This window comes from Devosia sp. J2-20 (assembly GCF_055808475.1).
In genome coordinates this window covers 1,425,105-1,446,781 of the sequence record NZ_CM147870.1, presented here as the reverse complement: position 1 = coordinate 1,446,781, position 21,677 = coordinate 1,425,105, and the positions used below count along the sequence as shown (strand labels likewise).

Below are 21,677 nucleotides of genomic sequence, written 5' to 3'. Positions count from 1 at the left end.
AAAATCGGGTTCTTACTTCTTCTTACCAGCGATCGCCTTTGCCGGACCCTTGCGAGTACGAGCATTGGTGTGCGTGCGCTGACCGCGAACGGGCAGACCACGACGATGACGCAGGCCACGATAGTTGCCCAGGTCCATCAGACGCTTGATGTTCATCGCAACATTACGACGAAGATCACCTTCCACGACATAGTCGCGGTCGATAGCTTCACGGATCTGGATGATTTCCGCGTCAGTGAGTTCGTTCACACGACGCTCAACGGGAATGCCAACCTGAGTGCAGATATCCAGGGCGAACTTGTCGCCAATCCCGTGGATATACTGCAGCGCGATGACAACGCGCTTGTTCGTCGGGATATTGACGCCAGCGATACGAGCCACGTCTGCTCTCCTTCATTCAGCGCGAACCATCACGGCTGGCGCCATTAAACAACAAGGGACCGGAATCCGACCCCCAACATTCTGGAGAACCGAATCCAGCCCAATAATCCATGAGACTGAAGCGGTTCTTTAAGGGCTCGATTCAGCGGAGTCAACCGCCAAGTCAAGCCCAAACTTTAGTGAGCAATCGCAGCCTTGATGGCCGCGGTCACCTCGTCGACCGGTGCCATGCCGTCAACGGTCTTGAGCAGACCCTCATCGGCGTAATAGGCAACCAGTGGCGCTGTCTGTTCCTGATAGACCCCAAGGCGCTTGCGCAGCACTTCCTCATTGTCGTCAGCACGGGCTCCGCCCGATTCCTTGGCGCGCTGAATAACGCGGCGCACCAGTTCGTCAGCATTGGCCTTGATCTCGATAACGGCGTTCAACTTGACGCCCTTGTCTACCAGCATCTTGTCGAGTGCTTCAGCCTGCGCAATGGTGCGCGGGAAGCCATCGAGAATGAAACCTGGCTTGCAGTCCTCAGCGTCGAGACGCTCTGACACAATGCCATTGACGACAGCGTCGCTGACCAGGTCACCGCGATCCACAATCGCCTTGGCTTCGAGCCCCAATGGGGTCTTGGCCGCAATAGCCGAACGCAGAATATCACCAGTGGACAGCTGCGGGATACCATAGGCCTCAACCAGGATCTTGGCCTGAGTCCCCTTCCCTGCACCCGGTGGTCCGAGCAGAATCAACCTCATCGGCGCTTGCCTCCTCCAAGACGGGACTTCTTGACCAGCCCCTCATATTGCTGGGCAACCAGGTGGCTCTGGATCTGGCTTACCGTATCAAGGGTCACCGTCACCATGATCAGCAGCGATGTGCCACCGATGAACTGACTGACTGCAAGCTGGTTGTGCACGACCTCAGGGATCAATGCCACCACCGTCAGGTAAAGCGCACCCACAACCGTAATGCGTGTCAGCACGTAGTCGATGTGCTGGGCCGTCCGCTCACCGGGGCGAATACCCGGAATGAAGCCGCCGGAGCGCTTGAGGTTGTCGGCCGTCTCTGTCGGATTGAACACAATCGCCGTGTAGAAGAAGGCAAAGAAAATGATGAAGAACGCGAACAGGGCCAGATAGAGCGGCTGACCGCGACCCAGCAGTGCCGTGACCACCTGCAGCCATTGTGGCGCATCCCCCTGCGCCGCGAACGACGCAATGGTAGCAGGCAGCAGCAGCAGCGACGAGCCAAAGATCACCGGGATAACACCCGACGTGTTCAGCTTGAGTGGCAGATGCGAGGTATCGCCCTGGAACATCTTGTTGCCGACCTGGCGCTTTGGATACTGGATCAGCAACCGGCGCTGGGCACGCTCGAAGAACACGATGGCGGCAATCACCACCAACGCCAGCACCAACACGCCAAAGGCGGCGATTGGCGCGATGGCCCCGGTACGGCTCAGCTCAAGCGTCTGCACGACAGTCGATGGCAGATTGGCCACGATACCGGCGAAAATGATCAGCGAAATACCGTTACCGACACCACGTGAGGTGATCTGCTCGCCCAGCCACATCAGGAACATCGTGCCACCCACCAGGGTGATCACGGTCGAGATGCGGAAGAACCAGCCTGGATTGAGCACAACGCCCTGGCTGGCCTCTAGACCAGCCGCAACGCCATAGGCCTGCACCGCACAGAACACGACCGCCAGATAGCGGGTGTACTGGTTCATCTTGCGACGACCGGACTCGCCCTCTTTCTTGAGAGCTTCAAGGCGCGGCGAGGCAGTCGCCACCACCTGCACCACGATCGACGCGGTAATGTAGGGAATCAGGTTGAGGGCAAAGATCGCCATGCGCTGCACGGCACCGCCGGCAAACATGTTGAACATGCCCAGGATCCCCTGCTCCGACTGCGCAAAGGTCGCAGCGAATGCATCAGGATCAATACCCGGAACCGGAATGAAAGTGCCCAGTCGATAGACAAGCAGCGCTCCCAGTGTGAACCAGATGCGCTGCTGCAGGGCTTTCGCCTTCGAGAAGGTCGAAAAATTGAGATTACGTGCCAGCTGTTCGGCTGCGGACGCCATGTATCGCTCCCTATGGCTTCAAGGCCAGGTGCGCTCGGAACGTTTCGGGATGCAGACGAACCACATCCCTAACGCAACAAACCAAAAGAGCGCACCCAACCATCAAGTCGGGTACGCCCAGCCAAGTGGATTACTCGGCGCGTGGGGCTTTCTTCCAAGGCGCCTTCGCCTCGATAACGTCAACCTTGCCGCCAGCAGCTTCAACAGCAGCCAGTGCACCCTTGGTCGCGTAGTTGACCTTGAAGGTCACCTTCTTGGACGTGAAGCCGGCCGAACCGATCAGACGGACACCGTCCTTGGCGCGGCGGATAACGCGAGCAGCAATCAGAGCCTCGGCGTCGATGACAGCCTTGGCGTCCAGCTTGCCCGAGTCGATGTAGGCCTGGATGCGGTCAATACGGACTTCATTCCAATCCTTGGGATTGAAAGCGTTGAAGCCGCGCTTTGGCATACGCATGTGAAGGGGCATCTGGCCGCCTTCAAAGCCGTTGATCGCCACGCCGGAGCGTGCCGTCTGGCCCTTGCCACCACGACCGCCGGTCTTGCCCTTGCCAGAGCCGATACCACGACCAATGCGCATACGGATCTTGTTTGCGCCTGGATTGTCGCGAAGTTCGTTCAAACGGGTCATCAGAAAGACCTTCTCTCTTACTCGCCGACGACGCGGACGAGGTGCGGCAACTTGTTGATCATGCCACGCACTTCAGGCGTATCGATCAGCTCGCGCTGCTTGTTCATCTTGTTGAGCCCGAGACCGATAAGGGTCGCACGCTGCACTTTGTCACGACGGATCGGCGAGCCGACCTGCTTGACGATAATGGTTTTCTTCTCAGCCATGATTATCTCCTGATCTCAGCGATCAAGCTTCGACCGCAGACTCGCCGCGGCGAGCCTGAAGTTCCGAAACCTTGAGGCCACGGCGGGAAGCAACCGAGCGTGGGCTATCAACGCGCTTGAGCGCATCAAAGGTAGCCCGCACCATGTTGTACGGATTGGCAGTGCCCTGCGACTTGGCAACGATATCGTTGATGCCAAGCGTTTCGAACACAGCACGCATCGGACCACCAGCAATGATACCGGTACCGGGAACGGCTGCACGCAGAATGACCTTACCGGCGCCGTGACGACCCTGCACATCGTGGTGCAGCGTACGTGCATCGCGCAGCGGAACGCGGATCATGGTGCGCTTGGCAGCTTCAGTTGCCTTGCGGATTGCTTCTGGAACTTCGCGTGCCTTGCCGTGACCAAAGCCAACGCGGCCCTTCTGGTCGCCGACAACGACGAGTGCTGCAAAGCCGAAACGACGGCCGCCCTTGACCACTTTAGCCACGCGGTTGATGTGGACCAGGCGATCGACGAATTCGCTGTCGCGCTCTTGAACGTCTCTCATAATTTTCTTTCCTCGCCGTGTTCTAGAACTGCAGGCCGCCCTCACGGGCAGCGTCTGCAAGGGCCTTCACACGGCCATGATAGATGTACGCACCACGATCAAAGATCACTTCGCCAACGCCAGCCTTGGAACCGCGCTCGGCGATCAGCTTGCCGATCGTTGCAGCAGCGGCCGCGGTGGAACCGTTCTTGAGGCCGGACTTGACGTCCTTGTCGAGCGTCGAAGCGGAAGCCAGCGTACGGCCGGTCGCATCGTCGATGATCTGAGCGTAGATATTCTTGTCCGAGCGGAAAACGCTGAGACGGGGACGACCGAAGGCACGAGCCTTGAGCGCCTTGCGGACACGAGCCTTGCGGCGTTCCGCACCTTTTGCACTGATAGCCATTGCAGGCGCTCCTTACTTCTTCTTGCCTTCTTTGCGGAAGACGTACTCGCCAGCATAGCGAACGCCCTTGCCCTTGTAGGGCTCTGGCTTGCGCCATGCGCGGATCTCAGCCGCAACCTGACCAACCTGCTGCTTGTCGATACCGGTGACGACGATTTCAGTCGGCACTGGGACAGTCAGCGTGATTCCCTTGGGGGCTTCGTAGATCACTTCGTGGCTGAAACCAAGCGACAGCTTGATATCTTTGCCCTGAAGTGCGGCGCGATAACCCACGCCCTGGATTGCCAGCTTCTTTTCAAAGCCGGCAGAAACACCGGTGACCATGTTCTGGATCAGTGCACGGGTAGTACCCCAGGCGGCGCGCGCGAAGCGCGTGTCGTTGGCCGGAGAAACGACTACGCCATCGGCGCCATTCTCGACATTAACGACATCCATGAGCACGATGCTCAACTCGCCCTTAGGGCCCTTTGCGGTGACGGTACGGCCATCGATCGTAACCGTAACGCCGCTGACCGGTGCAACCGGTTGTTTGCCAGTACGTGACATTCTAACTTCTACCTTTGAGTAATCGTCTTACCGCGCCTTAGAAGACGCGGCAGAGTACCTCGCCACCGACATTGGCAGCCTTCGCTTCGTGATCAGCCATCACACCCTTGGGGGTGGACAGGATCGAGACACCGAGGCCGTTGGCGACCTGCGGAATATTCTTGACCGAGGCGTATACCCGGCGACCTGGACGCGAAACGCGCTCGATCGTGCGGATAACCGACTCATTGTCCGAGTACTTGAGTTCAATCTCATACTCAGCAGCGCCGTTCTCGAACTTGGTCTCCGAATAGCCGCGGATAAAACCCTCGGACTGGAGAACGTCCAGCACGCGACCACGAAGGGTCGAAGCTGGCGTCGAAACGGTGTTCTTGCGACGCATCTGGGCGTTGCGGATACGGGTCAGCATGTCGCCGATTGGATCGGAAAAGCTCATCTTCGGTTCTCCTTACCAGCTCGACTTCACGAGGCCCGGGATCATACCCAGGTTGCCCAGCTGACGCAGAGCGATACGGCTCAGCTTCAGCTTGCGGTAGAAGCCACGAGGACGACCCGAGACTTCACAGCGATTGCGGATACGGACCTTCGCAGAATTGCGTGGCAGTTCAGCAAGCTTGAGCTGGGCTGCAAAACGCTCGTTTGACGGAAGCGCCTGGTCCTTGGTCGCGGCCTTGAGGGCTGCACGCTTTGCAGCATACTGCTTAACGAGCGCGCGACGCTTTTCATTTTTAACGGTGGAGCTGGTCTTTGCCATGTCCTGATCCTTTTTCCCTTCCCTATCCGCTTACTTGCGGAAGGGGAAGTTGAATGCCTTGAGCAGCGCACGCGCCTCATCATCGGTTTTGGCCGTCGTGGCAACCACGATGTCCATACCCCAAACCTGATCGATCTGATCATAGTTGATTTCGGGGAAAATGATGTGTTCCTTGATGCCCATGGCATAGTTGCCATTGCCGTCAAAGGAATTGGGGTTCAACCCACGGAAGTCGCGAACGCGTGGCAGTGCGATGTTCACCAGACGGTCAAGGAATTCGTACATACGAACCTTGCGCAGCGTGACCTTCACACCCAGGGGCATGTCTTCACGAACCTTGAAGCCGGCGATCGACTTGCGAGCATAAGTGATGACTGGCTTCTGGCCAGCAATCTTCTCGAGCTCGGCTGCAGCCGACTTGACCTTCTTGGTATCGTTGACGGCTTCGCCGACGCCGATATTGATGACGATCTTGTCCAGACGCGGCAGTTCCATCACATTCTTGTAGCCGAACTGCTCGCGCAGGGCCGGCTTGATGGTGCTGTCATATTCGGTCCGGAGACGCGGAATGTAAGCGGTCTCAGCCATCGATCGAATCTCCGGTCGATTTTGCGACGCGCGTCTTCACGCCGTCTTTGATCTGGAAACCAACGCGGCTGGGCTTGCCATCCTTGTCGGCGATCGCGAGGTTCGACAGATGAATTGGCGCTTCTTTAGTGAAGATGCCTGCATCGGTCGACGCGGTCTGCTTGGTGTGGCGACGAACAAGGTTGATACCCTGAACCAGTGCCTTCGTTTCGGTCGGGATAACCGACAGGACCTGGCCAGTTTTGCCTTTGTCCTTGCCAGTCAGGACGACGACCTTATCGCCCTTCTTGATCTTGGCAGCCATTACAGCACCTCGGGTGCGAGCGAAATGATCTTCATGTGGTTCTTGGCGCGAAGCTCGCGCGGAACTGGTCCGAAGATACGGGTGCCGATCGGCTCTTTCTGATTGTTAATCAGAACCGCGGCGTTCTTGTCGAAACGGATCACCGTGCCATCAGGGCGGCGAATGTCGAACGCGGTGCGAACCACCACGGCCTTCATGACCTGACCCTTCTTTACGCGGCCGCGCGGAATAGCGTCCTTGACCGAAACGACAATAATGTCGCCGACCGAGGCGTATTTGCGATGCGAGCCGCCCAGCACCTTGATGCACATGACACGACGGGCGCCGGAATTATCCGCGACGTCGAGATTTGATTGCATCTGAATCATGACTGGATGCCTTCTTGTTAAATCGACCCGCCGTCCCCGGCTCGCCGACCTTGAAATCTAAACTTACGCGGAGGGAGCCGCAGTGTCCGTGACAAGCGTCCAGCGCTTGTTCTTGGAAATCGGTGCACATTCCTCGATCTGAACGATCTGGCCGATTTTGGCCAGATTGGCCTCATCATGAGCCTGATACTTCTTCGACCGGCGCACGGTCTTCTTCATAACCGGGTGCGTGAAACGGCGCTCGACGCGCACCACGACCGTCTTATCATTGGCGTCGGAGACAACAGTCCCCTGCAATACGCGCTTTGGCATGGTCGCGGCTCCTTACTTCGCTGCGTTCTTTTCGGCCAGGATCGTCTTGATCCGCGCGATATCGCGGCGAACCTTTTTGACCTCGGTCGGCTTTTCGAGCTGCTGGGTAGCACGCTGGAAACGCAGGTTGAACTGTTCTTTTTTCAAGTCGACGAGCTGGTCCTTCAGTTCGTCTGCGGTCTTGCTCCGCACATCACTGGCTTTCATGCTCATCGTCCTTAGTCAGCAATGCGGGTAACAACCCGCGTCATGATCGGGAGCTTCATCGCGCCGAGACGCAGAGCTTCCTTGGCAACGTCCTCAGGGACGCCGTCGATCTCGAATACGATACGACCTGGCTTCACGCGAGCGGCCCAGAGTTCAACCGAACCCTTACCTTTACCCATGCGAACTTCGGTCGGCTTCTTGGTCACCGGCACATCCGGGAAAATCCGGATCCACACACGGCCCTGGCGCTTCATTTCGCGTGTGATCGCGCGGCGAGCCGCTTCGATCTGGCGAGCAGTAACACGCTCTGGCTCGGTGGCCTTCAAGGCATACTGGCCAAATGCCAGATCGGTACCGCCCTTGGCAACGCCATGGATACGGCCCTTGTGAGCCTTGCGGAATTTGGTCTTCTTAGGTTGCAGCATAATGAACTAACCTTCTTATGCGCGTTCGCGGTCACGGTCGCCACGCTCAGAGCGCGGACCACGTTCACTACGCTGACCACCTTCACCACCTTCGGTGGCGCGACGCTCATGTGCAGTGGGATCATGCTCAAGGACTTCGCCCTTGAAGATCCAGACCTTGATACCGATGATGCCGTAGGTCGTTTTTGCCTCGGCGGTGCCGTAGTCGATGTCAGCGCGCAGCGTGTGCAGCGGAACGCGACCTTCGCGGTACCATTCGGTACGAGCGATGTCGGCGCCACCCAGACGACCACCAACATTCACGCGGATGCCACCGGCACCCATGCGGATAGTGGTCTGCACAGCACGCTTCATAGCGCGACGGAATGCCACACGGCGTTCCAGCTGCTGGGCAATGCCCTGGGCAACCAGCGTCGCGTCAGTTTCCGGCTTGCGCACTTCAACGATGTTGATGTGCACTTCGCTATCGGTGAACTTCTTCACCTTGGCGCGGATCTTGTCGATGTCTGCGCCCTTCTTGCCGATCACGATGCCCGGACGGGCGGTGTGGATCGACACGCGGCACTTGCGGTGCGGACGTTCGATGACGATCTTGGAAACCGCAGCAGCCTTGAGGTCTTCCAGCAGCATTGTGCGGATCTTCAAGTCTTCCTGCAGCAGCGAACCGTATTCGCCCTTGTTGGCGTACCAGCGGCTATCCCAGGTGCGATTGATGCCCAGACGGAAACCGATTGGATTGATCTTCTGACCCATTATGCGGCCTCCTCAACTTGCCGGACGACGATCGTCAGATGCGCGAATGGCTTCTGGATCTGCGATGACCGGCCGCGACCGCGAGCGGTGAAGCGCTTCATTACCAGCGAATTACCAACAAATGCTTCAGCAACGACGAGAGCGTCGGTGTCGAGGCCATGATTGTTCTCAGCATTCGCAATGGCGCTTTCAAGCACCTTCTTGACCTGCACGGAGATGCGCTTGTGGCTGAATTCGAGATCGGCCAGGGCCTTCTCGACTTTCTTGCCACGGATCAACTGCGCGACGAGGTTCAGCTTCTGAGGGCTGATGCGCAGCATGCGCAAAACAGCCTTAGCCTCGTTGTCCTTGAGAGCGCGCTCAGTTTTTGGCTTGCCCATCTTACTTCCTCTTGGCCTTCTTGTCGGCGGCATGACCGTAATAGGTACGGGTCGGTGCAAACTCGCCGAACTTGTGGCCGATCATGTCTTCAGTGACGCTGACCGGAACGTGCTTCTGGCCATTGTGAACGCCGAACGTGATGCCAACGAACTGTGGCAGGATGGTCGAACGGCGGCTCCAGATCTTGATCACATCGTTGCGACCAGACGCGAGGGCCTTTTCGGCCTTCTTGAGCATGTAGCCGTCGACAAACGGCCCCTTCCAGATTGAACGGGTCATGGCTTACCTGCCCTTCTTAACGTGACGGCTGCGAACGATGAACTTGTCCGTTGCCTTATTGCTGCGGGTACGCTTGCCCTTAGTCGGCTTGCCCCATGGCGTAACCGGATGACGACCACCCGAAGTACGGCCTTCACCACCACCATGAGGGTGATCGATCGGGTTCATGGTCACGCCGCGGTTGACAGGCTTGCGGCCCAACCAACGCGAACGACCGGCCTTGCCGAGCGAGGTGTTGGAATGATCCTGGTTCGAAACGGCACCAACCGTTGCAAGGCAAGTGCCATGCACGCGGCGCTGTTCGCCCGACTTCAGACGAAGGATCGCCCAACCCTGGTCACGACCGACATACTGGGCATACGCACCAGCAGAACGGGCAACCTGGCCACCCTTGCGGGGCTTGAGCTCGATATTGTGCACGATCGTACCGACCGGCATGTTCTCGAGAGGCATGGTATTGCCTGGCTTCACGTCAACAGTACCTGTCGACGAAATCACCTTGTCGCCGGCCGACAGACGCTGTGGCGCAACGATATAGGCGATGTCGCCGTCTTCGTACTTCACCAGAGCGATCCAAGCCGTACGGTTGGGATCGTATTCCAGACGCTCGATCGTACCAACCACGTCAAACTTGACGCGCTTGAAGTCGATCATGCGATAGGTGCGCTTATGACCGCCACCACGATGGAAGGCAGTGATGCGACCACGATTATTACGGCCACCGGACTTGGACAGGCCTTCGGTCAAAGTCTTGACCGGCTTGCCCTTCCAGAGATCCGAACGGTCGGTCGTCACGAGCTGACGGCGGCCGGGGGACGTAGGATTGTAATTCTTAAGAGCCATTTTTCTGTCTCTTCCCTTAGAGGCCGGTCGAAATGTCGATCGACTGGCCGTCGACGAGGGTCACGACCGCCTTCTTGACATCGTTGCGCGTGCCAACCTTGCCACGGAAGCGCTTCACCTTGCCCTTACGGACCAGGGTGTTCACTGCCTTGACCTTGACCGAGAACAACTGCTCAACGGCAGCCTTGATATCGGTCTTGTTGGCATCGATCGCCACGTCGAAAACGACCTGATTGTGCTCCGAAGCCATCGTCGACTTTTCAGTCACGACGGGGTTCCGAACGATGTCGTAAGCGCTCAGCTTGTTCATGCGAACCTCGCTTCCAGCGCTTCCAGCGCTGCCTTGGTCAGGACGAGCTTGTCACGCTTGAGGATCGAAACAACGTTGATCCCCTGCACTGGCAGCACGTCGATATGCGGGATGTTGCGAGCGGCCAGAACAAAGTTCTGGTCGACAGCTGCACCGTCGATGATCAGCGCGTTGGTCCATTCCAGCTTGCCGAAGGTAGCGAGCAGACCAGCGGTCTTTGCTTCCTTCTGGGCGACGCTGTCGACAACGATCAGCGAGCCGGACTTGGCCTTGGACGACAGAGCATGCTTGAGAGCAAGCGCACGGACCTTCTTGGGAAGATCGATAGCGTGGCTACGCGGCGTCGGACCAAAAGCGCGACCACCACCACGGAACTGTGGAGCCTTGCGATCGCCGTGACGAGCACCGCCGCCACCCTTCTGCTTGCCGAACTTCTTGCCGGTCAGCGAGCCTTCCGAACGATGCTTGACATCGTGCGTGCCGGCCATTGCCTTGAGCTGCTGGTAGCGAACCATGCGGTGCAGGATATCCTGGCGGATTTCCAGACCGAAGACGTCTTCAGCGAGCTGGACATTGCCAGCGGCCTTACCGTCGAGGGTTGTGACCTTGAGTTCCATTTAGTTACCTTCCCCCGCGACTTCAGCGGCGGCCTTAAAAGAGCCCGGGAAAGCAGCGCCCTGTGGCGCAGGCTTCTTCACCGCGTCCTTGATCTGGATCCAGGCACCCTTGGAGCCGGGAACCGAACCCTGGATCATGATCAAACCGCGCTCGACGTCGGTCTTGACGACCTTGACGTTCTGCGTGGTGATGCGACGATCGCCCATGTGGCCCGGCATTTTCTTGTTCTTGAAGGTCTTACCCGGGTCCTGACGACCACCGGTAGAACCGATCGAGCGATGCGAAACCGACACACCATGCGAAGCACGCAGGCCGCCAAAGTTCCAACGCTTCATGCCGCCGGCAAAGCCCTTACCGATCGACGTACCGGTGACATCCACCAGCTGGCCTTCGATGAAGTGATCTGCCTGCAACGTCGCGCCGACCTCGATGAGGTTTGCTTCATCAACGCGGAATTCCGCGACGTGACGCTTGGGCTCGACTTTGGCAACAGCGAACTGACCGCGCTCGGCCTTGCTCGTGTTTTTCGCTTTAGCCTGGCCTGCGCCAAGCTGTACTGCGACGTAACCGTCCTTATCAGCCGTCCGCTGGCCCACCACCTGGCAGTTCTGCAGGCCCAACACTGTCACTGGAACGTGCGAGCCGTCCTCAGCGAAAATGCGGGTCATGCCCAGCTTCTGTGCGATCAATCCAGAACGCATCGGTTATTACCTTCTCTCTTGGCGCTGTACCGGGTCATGGTTTCAGAGGACCCTCTATCTGGTACGCGCGGAAACTTCTCGACTTTAGAGCTTGATTTCGACGTCAACGCCGGCGGCGAGGTCAAGCTTCATCAGTGCATCAACCGTCTGAGGCGTCGGATCCACAATGTCCAGGAGACGCTTGTGAGTCCGAATCTCGAACTGCTCACGTGCCTTCTTATCGATATGGGGCGAGCGGTTCACGGTAAACTTGTCGATCTCGCGTCGGCAGCGGAATTGGACCGCGAACCTGCGCGCCTGTACGCTTGGCCGTCGAGACGATCTCGCGCGTAGACGCGTCGAGAACGCGATGGTCAAACGCCTTGAGGCGAATGCGAATATTCTGACCGTTCATCTTTGTAAATCCTGACGAAAATGGATCGCGGCGCGCGTTTATCCGCGCGCCGCGAATGTCTCAATGAGGCTTACTTCAGGATCTTCGCGACCACGCCGGCGCCGACAGTGCGGCCACCTTCACGAATAGCGAAGCGAAGCTTCTCTTCCATGGCGATCGGAACGATCAGCTGAACGTTCATGTTGATGTTGTCACCTGGCATAACCATTTCCGTGCCTTCTGGCAGGGTAACGATGCCCGTCACGTCCGTGGTACGGAAGTAGAACTGGGGACGGTAGTTGCCGAAGAACGGAGTGTGACGACCGCCTTCTTCCTTGGTGAGGATATAAGCCTCAGCAACGAAGTCGGTGTGTGGGTTCACAGAACCGGGCTTGCAGAGAACCTGGCCGCGCTCAACCTGAGTACGGTCGATACCACGGATCAGTGCGCCAACGTTGTCGCCAGCCTGGCCCGAGTCGAGCAGCTTGCGGAACATTTCAACACCGGTAACGGTGGTCTTCTGGGTAGCCTTGATGCCGACGATTTCGACTTCTTCGCCAACCTTGACGATACCGCGCTCAACGCGACCGGTAACCACAGTACCACGACCCGAGATCGAGAACACGTCTTCGATCGGCAGCAGGAACGGCTGATCAACAGGACGCTCTGGCTGTGGGATGTACGAGTCAACAGCGGCCATCAGTTCGAGAACTGCGTCGTGACCGAGCTTCTTGTCGGAATCTTCCAGAGCAGCAAGAGCCGAACCCTTGATGATTGGAATATCGTCGCCGGGGAACTCGTACGAGGACAGCAGTTCACGCACTTCCAGCTCAACGAGCTCGAGCAGTTCCGGATCGTCGACCATGTCGCACTTGTTCAGGAACACGACCAGCGCAGGAACGCCAACCTGACGAGCGAGCAGGATGTGCTCACGAGTCTGGGGCATTGGGCCGTCGGCAGCCGACACGACCAGGATCGCGCCATCCATCTGAGCAGCACCGGTGATCATGTTCTTCACATAGTCAGCATGGCCTGGGCAATCGACGTGTGCGTAGTGACGGTTTGTCGTCTCATACTCAACGTGAGCCGTGTTGATGGTGATGCCGCGGGCCTTTTCTTCAGGCGCAGCATCGATGTCCGCATAGTTCTTGAACGTAGCGCCACCGGTTTCCGCCAGGATCTTGGTGATCGCTGCGGTCAAAGAGGTCTTGCCATGGTCAACGTGACCAATGGTGCCGATGTTACAGTGAGGCTTATTGCGGGAAAACTTTTCCTTGCCCATCGTATTCTCCGTATTCGTTAGCCAATAGGCCAACCTTGAGTTGAGTTATTGGTTAGGCGTATTTGGCCTGGACTTCGTCGGCGACTGCCTGCGGCACCTGCTCGTAGTGATCGAACGTCATCGAGTACTGTGCACGACCCTGGCTCATCGAGCGCAGCGAGTTCACATAACCGAACATGTTCGCGAGCGGAACGAAGGCATCCACAACCTGGAGGACACCACGGCCTTCAGTGCCCTGGATCTGCCCACGCCGCGAATTAAGATCGCCGATAACGTCGCCCATGTAATCTTCTGGCGTCGTAACTTCAACCTTCATGATCGGCTCGAGGATCTTTGGAGATGCCTTACGGATGGCTTCGTTGAAGCCAGCACGACCAGCAATTTCAAAGGCCAGCACCGAGGAGTCAACATCATGGTAGGCGCCTTCAGTCAGCGTCACCTTGATATCAACGATCGGGAAGCCGATCAGCGGGCCTGAAGCCATAACGGACTTCACGCCCTTTTCAACGCCCGGGATATACTCCTTGGGCACCGAACCGCCAACGACGGCATTCACAAATTCCAGACCCTTGCCGACTTCGCCTGGCTCAATCGAGAGCTTGACGCGAGCAAACTGGCCCGAACCACCGGACTGCTTCTTGTGGGTATAATCCACATCGGCAGCGCGGGTAATGGTTTCACGATAAGCCACTTGTGGCTGACCGATATTGGCCTCGACCTTGAACTCGCGACGCATACGGTCAACGAGAATGTCCAGGTGAAGCTCGCCCATGCCAGAAATAATGGTCTGGCCGGATTCTTCATCGGTCTTGACGCGGAAGCTTGGATCTTCAGCAGCCAGACGATTGAGCGCGAGGCCCATCTTTTCCTGGTCGGCCTTGGACTTTGGTTCCACCGAGATGTCGATCACGGGCTCTGGGAAGATCATGCGCTCAAGGATAACCTGGGCATTCTGCGCACAAAGCGTGTCACCCGTGGTGGTGTCCTTCAGGCCAACGATAGCAACGATGTCGCCGGCGAAAGCTTCGGTGATCTGTTCACGGCTGTTCGAGTGCATCTGGAACATGCGGCCAACGCGTTCGCGCTTTTCCTTGACCGTGTTTTCCAGCATTGCGCCCTGCTCAACGTGACCCGAGTAGATGCGGCAGAAGGTCAGCGAACCCATGTGCGGGTCGTTGGCGATCTTGAAGGCCAGCATCGACAGTGGCTCGCTATCGTCAGCGTGACGCTCGATTGGCTCTTCCGTACGGGCGTCGATGCCCTGGATAGCCGGAACGTCATGTGGCGATGGCAGGAAGTCGATAACGCCGTCCAGCAGAGGCTGAACGCCCTTATTCTTGAATGCCGAACCGGCATAGATCAGGAAGAACTTGGTATCGATCACGCCGCGACGAAGCAGACGACGGATGGTGTCGTTGTTCGGCACTTCGCCATTGAGGTAAGCTTCCATGGCGTCGTCGTCGAGCTCGACAGCGGCCTCAATCATCTGCTCGCGATACTTCGCAGCAGCTTCCTTGAGGTCGTCAGGGATCTCAACGATGTCCCACTGAGCACCCAGCTCTTCATTGCGCCAGACCAGAGCGTTCATTTCGATCAGATCGACAACGCCCTTGAATTCGTTCTCAGCGCCGATTGGCAGCTGGACAGGAACGGCCTTGGCACCAAGACGCGTACCGATCATCTCGACGCAGCGATAGAAATCGGCGCCGATCTTGTCCATCTTGTTGACGAAGATGAGACGTGGAACGTGGTACTTGTCAGCCTGACGCCAAACAGTTTCCGTCTGCGGCTCAACACCAGCATTGGCGTCGAGCAGAGCAACGGCACCGTCGAGCACGCGCAGCGAACGTTCAACTTCAATGGTGAAGTCAACGTGGCCGGGAGTGTCGATGATGTTGAACCGGTGCATCGTGCCTTCGCGCGACTTCCAGAAAGTGGTCGTGGCAGCCGAAGTGATCGTGATGCCGCGTTCCTGCTCCTGCTCCATCCAGTCCATGGTAGCAGCGCCGTCATGGACTTCGCCGATCTTATGGGACTTGCCGGTATAGTACAGAATGCGTTCTGTCGTGGTCGTCTTGCCAGCATCGATGTGAGCCATGATGCCGAAGTTACGATAAAGCTTAATTGGGTATTCGCGTGCCATGGGGCGCTCCTACTACCAGCGGTAGTGCGAGAATGCACGGTTGGCGTCAGCCATACGGTGCGTGTCTTCGCGCTTCTTGACGGCCTGACCACGGCCATTGAGAGCATCCATGAGTTCGCCCGAGAGGCGCTCACGCATGGTGTTCTCGCCGCGCTTGCGGGCAGAATCGATCAGCCAACGGATGGCCAGTGCCTGCTGACGATCAGCACGCACTTCGACCGGAACCTGGTACGTAGCACCGCCAACGCGACGCGAACGCACTTCAACCGAAGGACGAATGTTTTCAAGGGCAGTGTGGAACACCTCGATGGGGTCCTGCTTGACCTTGGCTTCGACAATGTCGAATGCACCGTAAACGATGCTTTCGGCAGCCGACTTCTTGCCGTCCTTCATGAGCGAGTTCATGAACTTGGTAAGGACGAGATCGCCGAACTTTGCGTCGGGAATAACGTCACGCTTCTCAGCGCGGTGACGACGGGACATAGCTCTCTCTCCTTACTTCGGACGCTTCGCGCCATACTTGGACCGGCGCTGGCGGCGGTCCTTGACGCTCTGCGTGTCGAGGACGCCGCGGAGCACGTGATAGCGAACACCGGGAAGGTCGCGTACGCGGCCACCACGGATCAGGACCACAGAGTGCTCCTGCAGGTTGTGGCCTTCGCCCGGAATGTACGAAATCACTTCGCGCGAGTTCGTCAGACGCACTTTAGCAACCTTGCGGAGAGCCGAGTTCGGCTTCTTTGGGGTCGTCGTATAAACACGAGAACAAACGCCGCGCTTCTGCGGATTTGCTTCCATCGCCGGAACCTTGTTCCGCTTTGGCTTGCTGGCGCGTGGCTTGCGGATCAGCTGATTAATGGTGGGCATTTCGCTCTTTCCATCGTCCAAAATTCATTGCGGTCTAGCCTAAGCAAACCAAAACGGCGCTCATCCGACCCCTAACTGGGCCCGGCGGCGCCTTAATTGCAGCGGACCACCCCCAAAAAGCGGGCAGTCATGCGCACAAGGATTTGCTTCGTCTAGTTACCCGACAGTGTGTTTGAGTGTCCTGGATGCCCGCACAAGATGGCAGGAACCCGGTGTGACATTCACGACCGACCGCTTAGGTAGGCGCTGTTTAGAACCGACTCGCCTTTGCGTCAAGGATTCTTTCGTGAATTATCCGGGTTGGAGCTATGCACCGGCTTGCCAAAGAACCCTTATGCTGCAAGGGGCAAACCGTACCGGGCGGTACTCGCCCTGCCCCGTTATCGATGGGTTTGGTTTGCCCTGACCTGATGCTTGTATAGACTCGGCACGACTTAAGCACCATTGCGCTCGGCCTGCCTGGCAGCATCGCATCAAGGAGATACCCATGAAGTTCACGACCCTGGTGGCCGGTTCACTTATCGCTTTGGCACTCGCCGGCGCGCCCCAGGCCAAGACCATTCAGGCGAACGACACCGACGCGATCCTCAATATCGCGCGAGGTTATGGCGCCGCCGAACTCGTGGCGCAGGGTAACGGGGACCCGCAGATTACCGGCAAGATTGAGGGGATCACCTATCAGGTCTATTTCCTGAACTGCACCGATCACACCCAGTGTCAGGATCTGAACTTCTATCTCGGCTTTCTGGACATCAAGCCCAGCCTCGAGACCATCAATGCATGGAACTTCACCAAACGCTTTAGCCGCGCCTATCTCGATCAGGATCAGGATGCCTCGATCGAAATGGACCTCGATCTGGCCAATGGCGTCGATGCCAAGGTGCTCGACGCGCAGTTCGATATCTGGCGCCAGGTCATCGCCCAGTTCGCTACCCATATCGGCTACAATTAGCCCCAAAACTTGACGTCAGGGGCGCATGCTCGCCAGCATCGAAGGCAAGTCGGAGATTGCCCAAAACATGCGGCATTTGCTGCAATCGCGTCGGCCTCGAATAGACAGGCGCAGCTGAAACCAGCCACCCAACAAGACAAAAAGAAAGGGAGCCTTGCGGCCCCCTTCCCTCAAACTTGTCTGTCTCAGTCCTACTCGGCGGCAGGCGCTGCGATCTTGGGTGTGCTGGCCTGACGACGGCGCTCATCCAGGATCAAATCATCGCGCTTGGTGGCGATGAGCTTGGCCGAGGAGATACCCGCGCCGGTACCGGCTGGGATCAGGCGACCAACGATCACGTTTTCCTTGAGACCTTCGAGCAGATCGGCCTTGCCGGAAACCGCAGCCTCGGTGAGGACGCGTGTGGTTTCCTGGAAAGACGCGGCCGATACAAACGAACGGGTCTGCAGCGATGCCTTGGTGATGCCAAGCAGCACGGGGTTAGCCGTTGCAGGCTTCTTGCCATCAGCGACCAGAGCGTCGTTGAGCTCGTCAAAGTCCAGCTTGTCGAGCTGCTCGTCCTTGAGCAGACCGGACTCACCGGGATCCACGATCTCGACCTTCTGCAGCATCTGGCGAACGATCACCTCGATGTGCTTGTCGTTGATCAGCACGCCCTGCAGACGATAAACTTCCTGGATTTCATTGACGAGGTAGCGAGCAAGCTCCTCCACGCCCTTGATGGCCAGAATGTCATGTGGCGCAGGGTTGCCGTCGAGGATGTACTCACCCTTTTCAATGGCATCACCTTCCTGAAGATGGAATGGCTTGCCCTTGGGGATCAGATACTCGACCGGATCAGCACCTTCTTCATGTGGCTCGATGACGACGCGACGCTTGTTCTTGTAGTCGCGACCAAAGCGGATGGTACCATCGATCTCGGCGATGATGGCGTGATCCTTTGGACGACGGGCTTCGAACAGTTCCGCCACGCGCGGCAGACCGCCCGTGATGTCCTTGGTCTTGGCGCTTTCCAGCGGAATACGCGCCAGCACGTCACCCGGCGATACCTTCTCGCCCGGCTCAGCGGCGATAACCGCATCAACCGAGAGCAGGTAACGGGCTTCGCCACCACGATCCACCTTCAGCACTGCACCATCACGTGCAATGGCCAGAGCCGGCTTGAGGCCTTCACCGCGCGGATTGGTGCGCCAATCGATGACAACGCGCTTGGTAAAGCCCGTCGCTTCGTCGGTGTTTTCCGCAACCGAGGTACCGTCGACCAGATCTTCGAATACGACCTCGCCTTCGACTTCGGCCAGGATTGGACGGGTGTAGGGGTCCCATTCGGCCAGACGCTGACCGCGACGAACCGCATCACCTTCCTTGACCAGCAGCTTGGCACCGTAAGCCACCTTGTGGCTTGCGCGTTCCTTGCCGTCGGCGTCCAGAATGACGAGCGACACGTTACGGGCCATGACGACCAGCTTGTTGTCTTCGACCTTGACCACGTTCGGATTGCGGATCGGGATCGTGCCTTCGGCACCTGATTCAAGGAACGAGGAGTCAACCACCTGCGCCGTACCACCAATATGGAACGTACGCATGGTCAGCTGAGTGCCGGGTTCACCGATCGACTGCGCAGCGATAACGCCCACGGCTTCACCCATGTTCACGGGTGTACCGCGAGCAAGGTCACGACCATAGCAGGCCGCGCAGGTGCCCTGACGCATGTCGCATGTCAGCGGCGAACGGATACGGATCGACTGGATCCGGGCGTCCTCGATGACATCAACATCCTTCTCGTCCAGCAGGTGACCCTTTGGAGCGATAAGATCGCCGGTCAGCGGATGGAAGATATCGTCAGCAGCGGTACGCCCCAGAACACGCTGGCCGATGGAGGCCACGATCTGGCCGGCATCAACGATCGGTTCCATGGTCAGACCACGTTCGGTGCCGCAATCGGTGGACACGATGATCGCGTCCTGCGCCACGTCAACCAGACGACGGGTCAGGTAACCCGAGTTCGCCGTCTTCAAAGCCGTATCCGCCAGACCCTTACGGGCACCGTGGGTGGAGTTGAAGTACTCGAGAACGTTCAGGCCTTCCTTGAAGTTAGCCGTGATCGGGGTCTCAATGATCGAGCCGTCAGGACGGGCCATCAGGCCGCGCATGCCAGCCAGCTGCTTCATCTGCGCTGGCGAACCACGGGCACCGGAATGGCTCATCATATAGACCGAGTTGATCGGCTTCTGACGACCGGTCTCCTCGTCGATCTGCACGGTGCGGATCGCGTCCATCATTTCTTCGGCAACCTTGTCGCCACACTTGGCCCAGGCGTCCACAACCTTGTTGTACTTTTCGCCCTGAGTGATCAGGCCGTCATTGTACTGCTGCTCGAACTCTTCGACCTGCTTACGCGCGGCTTCCACGATCGTGTACTTGGACGCTGGGATAACCATGTCGTCCTTGCCGAACGAAATGCCGGCGTCACAAGCGTTCTTGAAGCCCAGCTGCATGACGCGGTCACAGAAGATCACGGTCTCTTTCTGACCACAGCCACGGTAAACCGTGTCGATCATCTTGGAGATCATCTTCTTGGTCATCAACTGGTTGGCTGTCGAGAACGGCACCTTGGCGCTCTTGGGCAGGATCTGCCCGATCAGCATACGGCCCGGGGTCGTTTCCACGATCTCGGTGGTCTCATTGCCGTCAGCATCAAAGGAGGCAACGCGACCCTTGATCTTGGTGTGCAGTGTCACGACCTTGGTGTCGATGGCATGCTCGAGCTCAGCGAACGAACCAAACGCCATGCCCTCGCCTGGCTCCTTCTCGTTCATCAACGAGAGGTAGTACAGGCCCAGCACGATGTCCTGGCTCGGCACGATGATCGGCTGGCCATTGGCAGGGTGCAGGATGTTGTTGGTCGACATCATCAGCACGCGTGCTTCCAGCTGTGCTTCGAGCGACAGCGGAACGTGCACAGCCATCTGGTCACCGTCAAAGTCGGCGTTGAAAGCCGAGCAGACGAGTGGATGCAGACGAATGGCCTTGCCTTCGATCAGCATGGGCTCGAAAGCCTGAATGCCAAGACGATGCAGGGTTGGCGCGCGGTTGAGCAGAACGGGATGCTCGCGGATCACCTCATCCAGGATATCCCAGACTTCGGGCTTTTCCTTCTCGACCAGCTTCTTGGCCTGCTTCACCGTCGAGCTGAAGCCCTTGGCTTCAAGACGCGAGTAGATGAAGGGCTTGAACAGTTCGAGCGCCATCTTCTTTGGCAAACCGCACTGGTGCAGCTTGAGGTTCGGACCCACGGTAATAACCGAACGACCCGAATAGTCGACGCGCTTGCCGAGCAGGTTCTGGCGGAAGCGGCCCTGCTTGCCCTTGAGCATGTCGGACAGCGACTTCAGCGGACGCTTGTTGGCACCGGTGATGGTACGACCGCGACGACCATTGTCGAACAGGGCGTCAACGGCTTCCTGCAGCATACGCTTTTCGTTGCGGATGATGATGTCAGGCGCACGCAGCTCGATCAGGCGCTTCAGGCGGTTGTTGCGGTTGATCACGCGACGATAGAGGTCGTTCAGATCGGACGTGGCAAAGCGGCCACCATCCAGCGGCACCAGCGGGCGCAGCTCGGGCGGAATGACCGGAATGACGGTCATGATCATCCATTCGGGCTTGTTGCCCGACACGATGAACTGCTCGACGATCTTGAGACGCTTGGCCAGCTTCTTTGGCTTCAGCTCGGTGGTCGACTCGGCGATCTCAACGCGCAGGTTAGCCGCGATCTTTTCCAGATCGAGCGCCAGCAGGATGTCGCGAATGGCTTCGGCGCCGATCTTGGCAGTGAAGCTGTCGGCACCATACTCGTCCTGAGCGTCCAGGAACTGCTCTTCGTTCAGCAGCTCATGCTGGGTAAACGGCGTCAGACCGGGATCAAGAACGACGTAGTTTTCGAAGTACAAGATGCGCTCGATGTCCTTGAGCGTCATATCGAGCAGCAGCGCGATACGGGACGGCAGGGACTTCAGGAACCAGATGTGCGCCACTGGCGCGGCCAGCTCGATGTGACCCATGCGCTCGCGACGAACGCGGCTCAGGGTGACTTCAACACCGCATTTTTCGCAGATGACGCCCTTGAACTTCATGCGCTTGTACTTGCCGCACAGGCACTCATAGTCCTTCACAGGGCCAAAGATACGCGCACAGAACAGGCCATCGCGTTCAGGCTTGAACGTACGATAGTTGATGGTTTCCGGCTTTTTGATCTCGCCGTACGACCAGGACAGGATCTTTTCTGGCGACGCGATGGAGATCTTCATCTGATCGAAGGTCTGCACCGGAACAGCCGGATTGAACGGGTCCATGACGTGGGAATGATGATTCATCAATTCTCTCCTCTTTCCGTCAGGACCGGGCGATGGCCCGGTCCTTTCCGGAAGTGAAT

29 protein-coding genes and 1 pseudogene are annotated in these 21,677 nt (G+C 58.0%); 1 reads left to right on the top strand and 29 read right to left on the bottom strand.

The window, feature by feature from the left end; translation table 11 throughout:
• Positions 1-12 precede the first annotated feature (12 nt).
• The 28 genes and pseudogenes from rpsM to rpsL all read right to left on the bottom strand — a co-directional run bounded on the left by rpsM (position 13) and on the right by rpsL (position 16,290).
• Complete coding sequence (gene rpsM / locus AC0L37_RS07120) at positions 13-381, bottom strand: 30S ribosomal protein S13 (protein WP_212657703.1); 369 nt, start codon at positions 379-381, stop codon at positions 13-15.
• Positions 382-557: 176 nt separating this feature from the next.
• Positions 558-1,127: an adenylate kinase gene (locus AC0L37_RS07115; protein ID WP_282221598.1), complete on the bottom strand. Its 570-nt coding sequence runs from the start codon at positions 1,125-1,127 to the stop codon at positions 558-560.
• Positions 1,124-2,461: a preprotein translocase subunit SecY gene (gene secY, locus AC0L37_RS07110; protein ID WP_212657701.1), complete on the bottom strand. Its 1,338-nt coding sequence runs from the start codon at positions 2,459-2,461 to the stop codon at positions 1,124-1,126. The genes AC0L37_RS07115 and secY overlap by 4 nt, the downstream gene beginning before the upstream one ends.
• Positions 2,462-2,591: 130 nt before the next feature.
• Positions 2,592-3,092, bottom strand: coding sequence for a 50S ribosomal protein L15 (gene rplO, locus AC0L37_RS07105; protein ID WP_212657700.1), 501 nt, complete (start codon positions 3,090-3,092; stop codon positions 2,592-2,594).
• Between the two features lie 17 nt (positions 3,093-3,109).
• The gene (rpmD, locus tag AC0L37_RS07100; protein ID WP_269368662.1) at positions 3,110-3,298 is read right to left on the bottom strand and encodes a 50S ribosomal protein L30; all 189 of its coding nucleotides are present in this window, start codon (positions 3,296-3,298) and stop codon (positions 3,110-3,112) included.
• A gap of 22 nt (positions 3,299-3,320) precedes the next feature.
• Positions 3,321-3,851: a 30S ribosomal protein S5 gene (gene rpsE, locus AC0L37_RS07095; RefSeq protein ID WP_212657698.1), complete on the bottom strand. Its 531-nt coding sequence runs from the start codon at positions 3,849-3,851 to the stop codon at positions 3,321-3,323.
• A 22-nt stretch (positions 3,852-3,873) separates the two neighbouring features.
• Positions 3,874-4,236 (bottom strand): 50S ribosomal protein L18, encoded by a 363-nt coding sequence (gene rplR / locus AC0L37_RS07090; RefSeq protein WP_212657697.1) that lies wholly within the window; start codon positions 4,234-4,236, stop codon positions 3,874-3,876.
• Between the two features lie 12 nt (positions 4,237-4,248).
• Complete coding sequence (gene rplF, locus AC0L37_RS07085; RefSeq protein ID WP_212657696.1) at positions 4,249-4,782, bottom strand: 50S ribosomal protein L6; 534 nt, start codon at positions 4,780-4,782, stop codon at positions 4,249-4,251.
• Positions 4,783-4,819: 37 nt separating this feature from the next.
• Positions 4,820-5,218 carry a 30S ribosomal protein S8 gene (gene rpsH, locus AC0L37_RS07080; RefSeq protein WP_212657695.1) on the bottom strand — a complete coding sequence of 133 codons (399 nt, stop codon included), beginning with the start codon at positions 5,216-5,218 and terminating at the stop codon, positions 4,820-4,822.
• 12 nt (positions 5,219-5,230) lie between these two features.
• On the bottom strand, positions 5,231-5,536 hold the full coding sequence (rpsN, locus tag AC0L37_RS07075) for a 30S ribosomal protein S14 (protein WP_212657694.1): 306 nt from the start codon (positions 5,534-5,536) through the stop codon (positions 5,231-5,233).
• A gap of 30 nt (positions 5,537-5,566) precedes the next feature.
• Entirely contained in the window at positions 5,567-6,124 is a 558-nt protein-coding gene (gene rplE / locus AC0L37_RS07070) for a 50S ribosomal protein L5 (RefSeq protein ID WP_212657693.1), read from the bottom strand.
• Entirely contained in the window at positions 6,117-6,428 is a 312-nt protein-coding gene (gene rplX / locus AC0L37_RS07065; RefSeq protein WP_212657692.1) for a 50S ribosomal protein L24, read from the bottom strand. Before rplX ends, rplE begins: the two co-directional genes overlap by 8 nt.
• Positions 6,428-6,796 (bottom strand): 50S ribosomal protein L14, encoded by a 369-nt coding sequence (rplN, locus tag AC0L37_RS07060; RefSeq protein ID WP_035102635.1) that lies wholly within the window; start codon positions 6,794-6,796, stop codon positions 6,428-6,430. Before rplN ends, rplX begins: the two co-directional genes overlap by 1 nt.
• Positions 6,797-6,859: 63 nt before the next feature.
• A complete protein-coding gene (gene rpsQ / locus AC0L37_RS07055) occupies positions 6,860-7,108 on the bottom strand; it encodes a 30S ribosomal protein S17 (RefSeq protein WP_212657691.1) in 249 nt (82 codons plus the stop codon).
• A gap of 12 nt (positions 7,109-7,120) precedes the next feature.
• On the bottom strand, positions 7,121-7,315 hold the full coding sequence (gene rpmC / locus AC0L37_RS07050) for a 50S ribosomal protein L29 (protein WP_137152189.1): 195 nt from the start codon (positions 7,313-7,315) through the stop codon (positions 7,121-7,123).
• 11 nt (positions 7,316-7,326) lie between these two features.
• Complete coding sequence (gene rplP, locus AC0L37_RS07045; protein ID WP_212657690.1) at positions 7,327-7,740, bottom strand: 50S ribosomal protein L16; 414 nt, start codon at positions 7,738-7,740, stop codon at positions 7,327-7,329.
• Between the two features lie 15 nt (positions 7,741-7,755).
• The gene (gene rpsC / locus AC0L37_RS07040; RefSeq protein ID WP_212657689.1) at positions 7,756-8,493 is read right to left on the bottom strand and encodes a 30S ribosomal protein S3; all 738 of its coding nucleotides are present in this window, start codon (positions 8,491-8,493) and stop codon (positions 7,756-7,758) included.
• Entirely contained in the window at positions 8,493-8,873 is a 381-nt protein-coding gene (gene rplV, locus AC0L37_RS07035; RefSeq protein ID WP_212657688.1) for a 50S ribosomal protein L22, read from the bottom strand. The genes rpsC and rplV overlap by 1 nt, the downstream gene beginning before the upstream one ends.
• 1 nt (position 8,874) lies before the next feature.
• Positions 8,875-9,153 (bottom strand): 30S ribosomal protein S19, encoded by a 279-nt coding sequence (rpsS, locus tag AC0L37_RS07030; RefSeq protein WP_212657687.1) that lies wholly within the window; start codon positions 9,151-9,153, stop codon positions 8,875-8,877.
• 3 nt (positions 9,154-9,156) lie between these two features.
• Positions 9,157-9,996, bottom strand: a complete 840-nt coding sequence (rplB, locus tag AC0L37_RS07025; RefSeq protein WP_212657686.1) for a 50S ribosomal protein L2 — start codon at positions 9,994-9,996, stop codon at positions 9,157-9,159.
• Between the two features lie 16 nt (positions 9,997-10,012).
• Positions 10,013-10,306 carry a 50S ribosomal protein L23 gene (locus AC0L37_RS07020; RefSeq protein ID WP_212657685.1) on the bottom strand — a complete coding sequence of 98 codons (294 nt, stop codon included), beginning with the start codon at positions 10,304-10,306 and terminating at the stop codon, positions 10,013-10,015.
• A complete protein-coding gene (rplD, locus tag AC0L37_RS07015; protein ID WP_212657684.1) occupies positions 10,303-10,923 on the bottom strand; it encodes a 50S ribosomal protein L4 in 621 nt (206 codons plus the stop codon). The genes AC0L37_RS07020 and rplD overlap by 4 nt, the downstream gene beginning before the upstream one ends.
• Positions 10,924-11,625 (bottom strand): 50S ribosomal protein L3, encoded by a 702-nt coding sequence (rplC, locus tag AC0L37_RS07010; protein ID WP_212657683.1) that lies wholly within the window; start codon positions 11,623-11,625, stop codon positions 10,924-10,926.
• Between the two features lie 84 nt (positions 11,626-11,709).
• Positions 11,710-12,019 (bottom strand): annotated as a pseudogene (gene rpsJ, locus AC0L37_RS07005) (30S ribosomal protein S10).
• Positions 12,020-12,089: 70 nt separating this feature from the next.
• A complete protein-coding gene (tuf, locus tag AC0L37_RS07000; protein ID WP_212657682.1) occupies positions 12,090-13,280 on the bottom strand; it encodes an elongation factor Tu in 1,191 nt (396 codons plus the stop codon).
• A 52-nt stretch (positions 13,281-13,332) separates the two neighbouring features.
• Positions 13,333-15,423: an elongation factor G gene (gene fusA, locus AC0L37_RS06995; protein ID WP_212657681.1), complete on the bottom strand. Its 2,091-nt coding sequence runs from the start codon at positions 15,421-15,423 to the stop codon at positions 13,333-13,335.
• A gap of 12 nt (positions 15,424-15,435) precedes the next feature.
• Positions 15,436-15,906 (bottom strand): 30S ribosomal protein S7, encoded by a 471-nt coding sequence (gene rpsG, locus AC0L37_RS06990; RefSeq protein ID WP_212657680.1) that lies wholly within the window; start codon positions 15,904-15,906, stop codon positions 15,436-15,438.
• 12 nt (positions 15,907-15,918) lie between these two features.
• Positions 15,919-16,290, bottom strand: coding sequence for a 30S ribosomal protein S12 (rpsL, locus tag AC0L37_RS06985; protein WP_212657679.1), 372 nt, complete (start codon positions 16,288-16,290; stop codon positions 15,919-15,921).
• Between the two features lie 487 nt (positions 16,291-16,777).
• On the opposite strand from rpsL, the gene AC0L37_RS06980 reads away from it, so the two are divergent.
• A complete protein-coding gene (locus tag AC0L37_RS06980) occupies positions 16,778-17,242 on the top strand; it encodes a YbjN domain-containing protein (RefSeq protein ID WP_269368663.1) in 465 nt (154 codons plus the stop codon).
• A gap of 191 nt (positions 17,243-17,433) precedes the next feature.
• Here AC0L37_RS06980 and rpoC read toward each other — a convergent pair whose 3' ends face one another.
• A complete protein-coding gene (rpoC, locus tag AC0L37_RS06975) occupies positions 17,434-21,618 on the bottom strand; it encodes a DNA-directed RNA polymerase subunit beta' (protein WP_282221599.1) in 4,185 nt (1,394 codons plus the stop codon).
• Between the last annotated feature and the right edge of the window lie 59 nt (positions 21,619-21,677).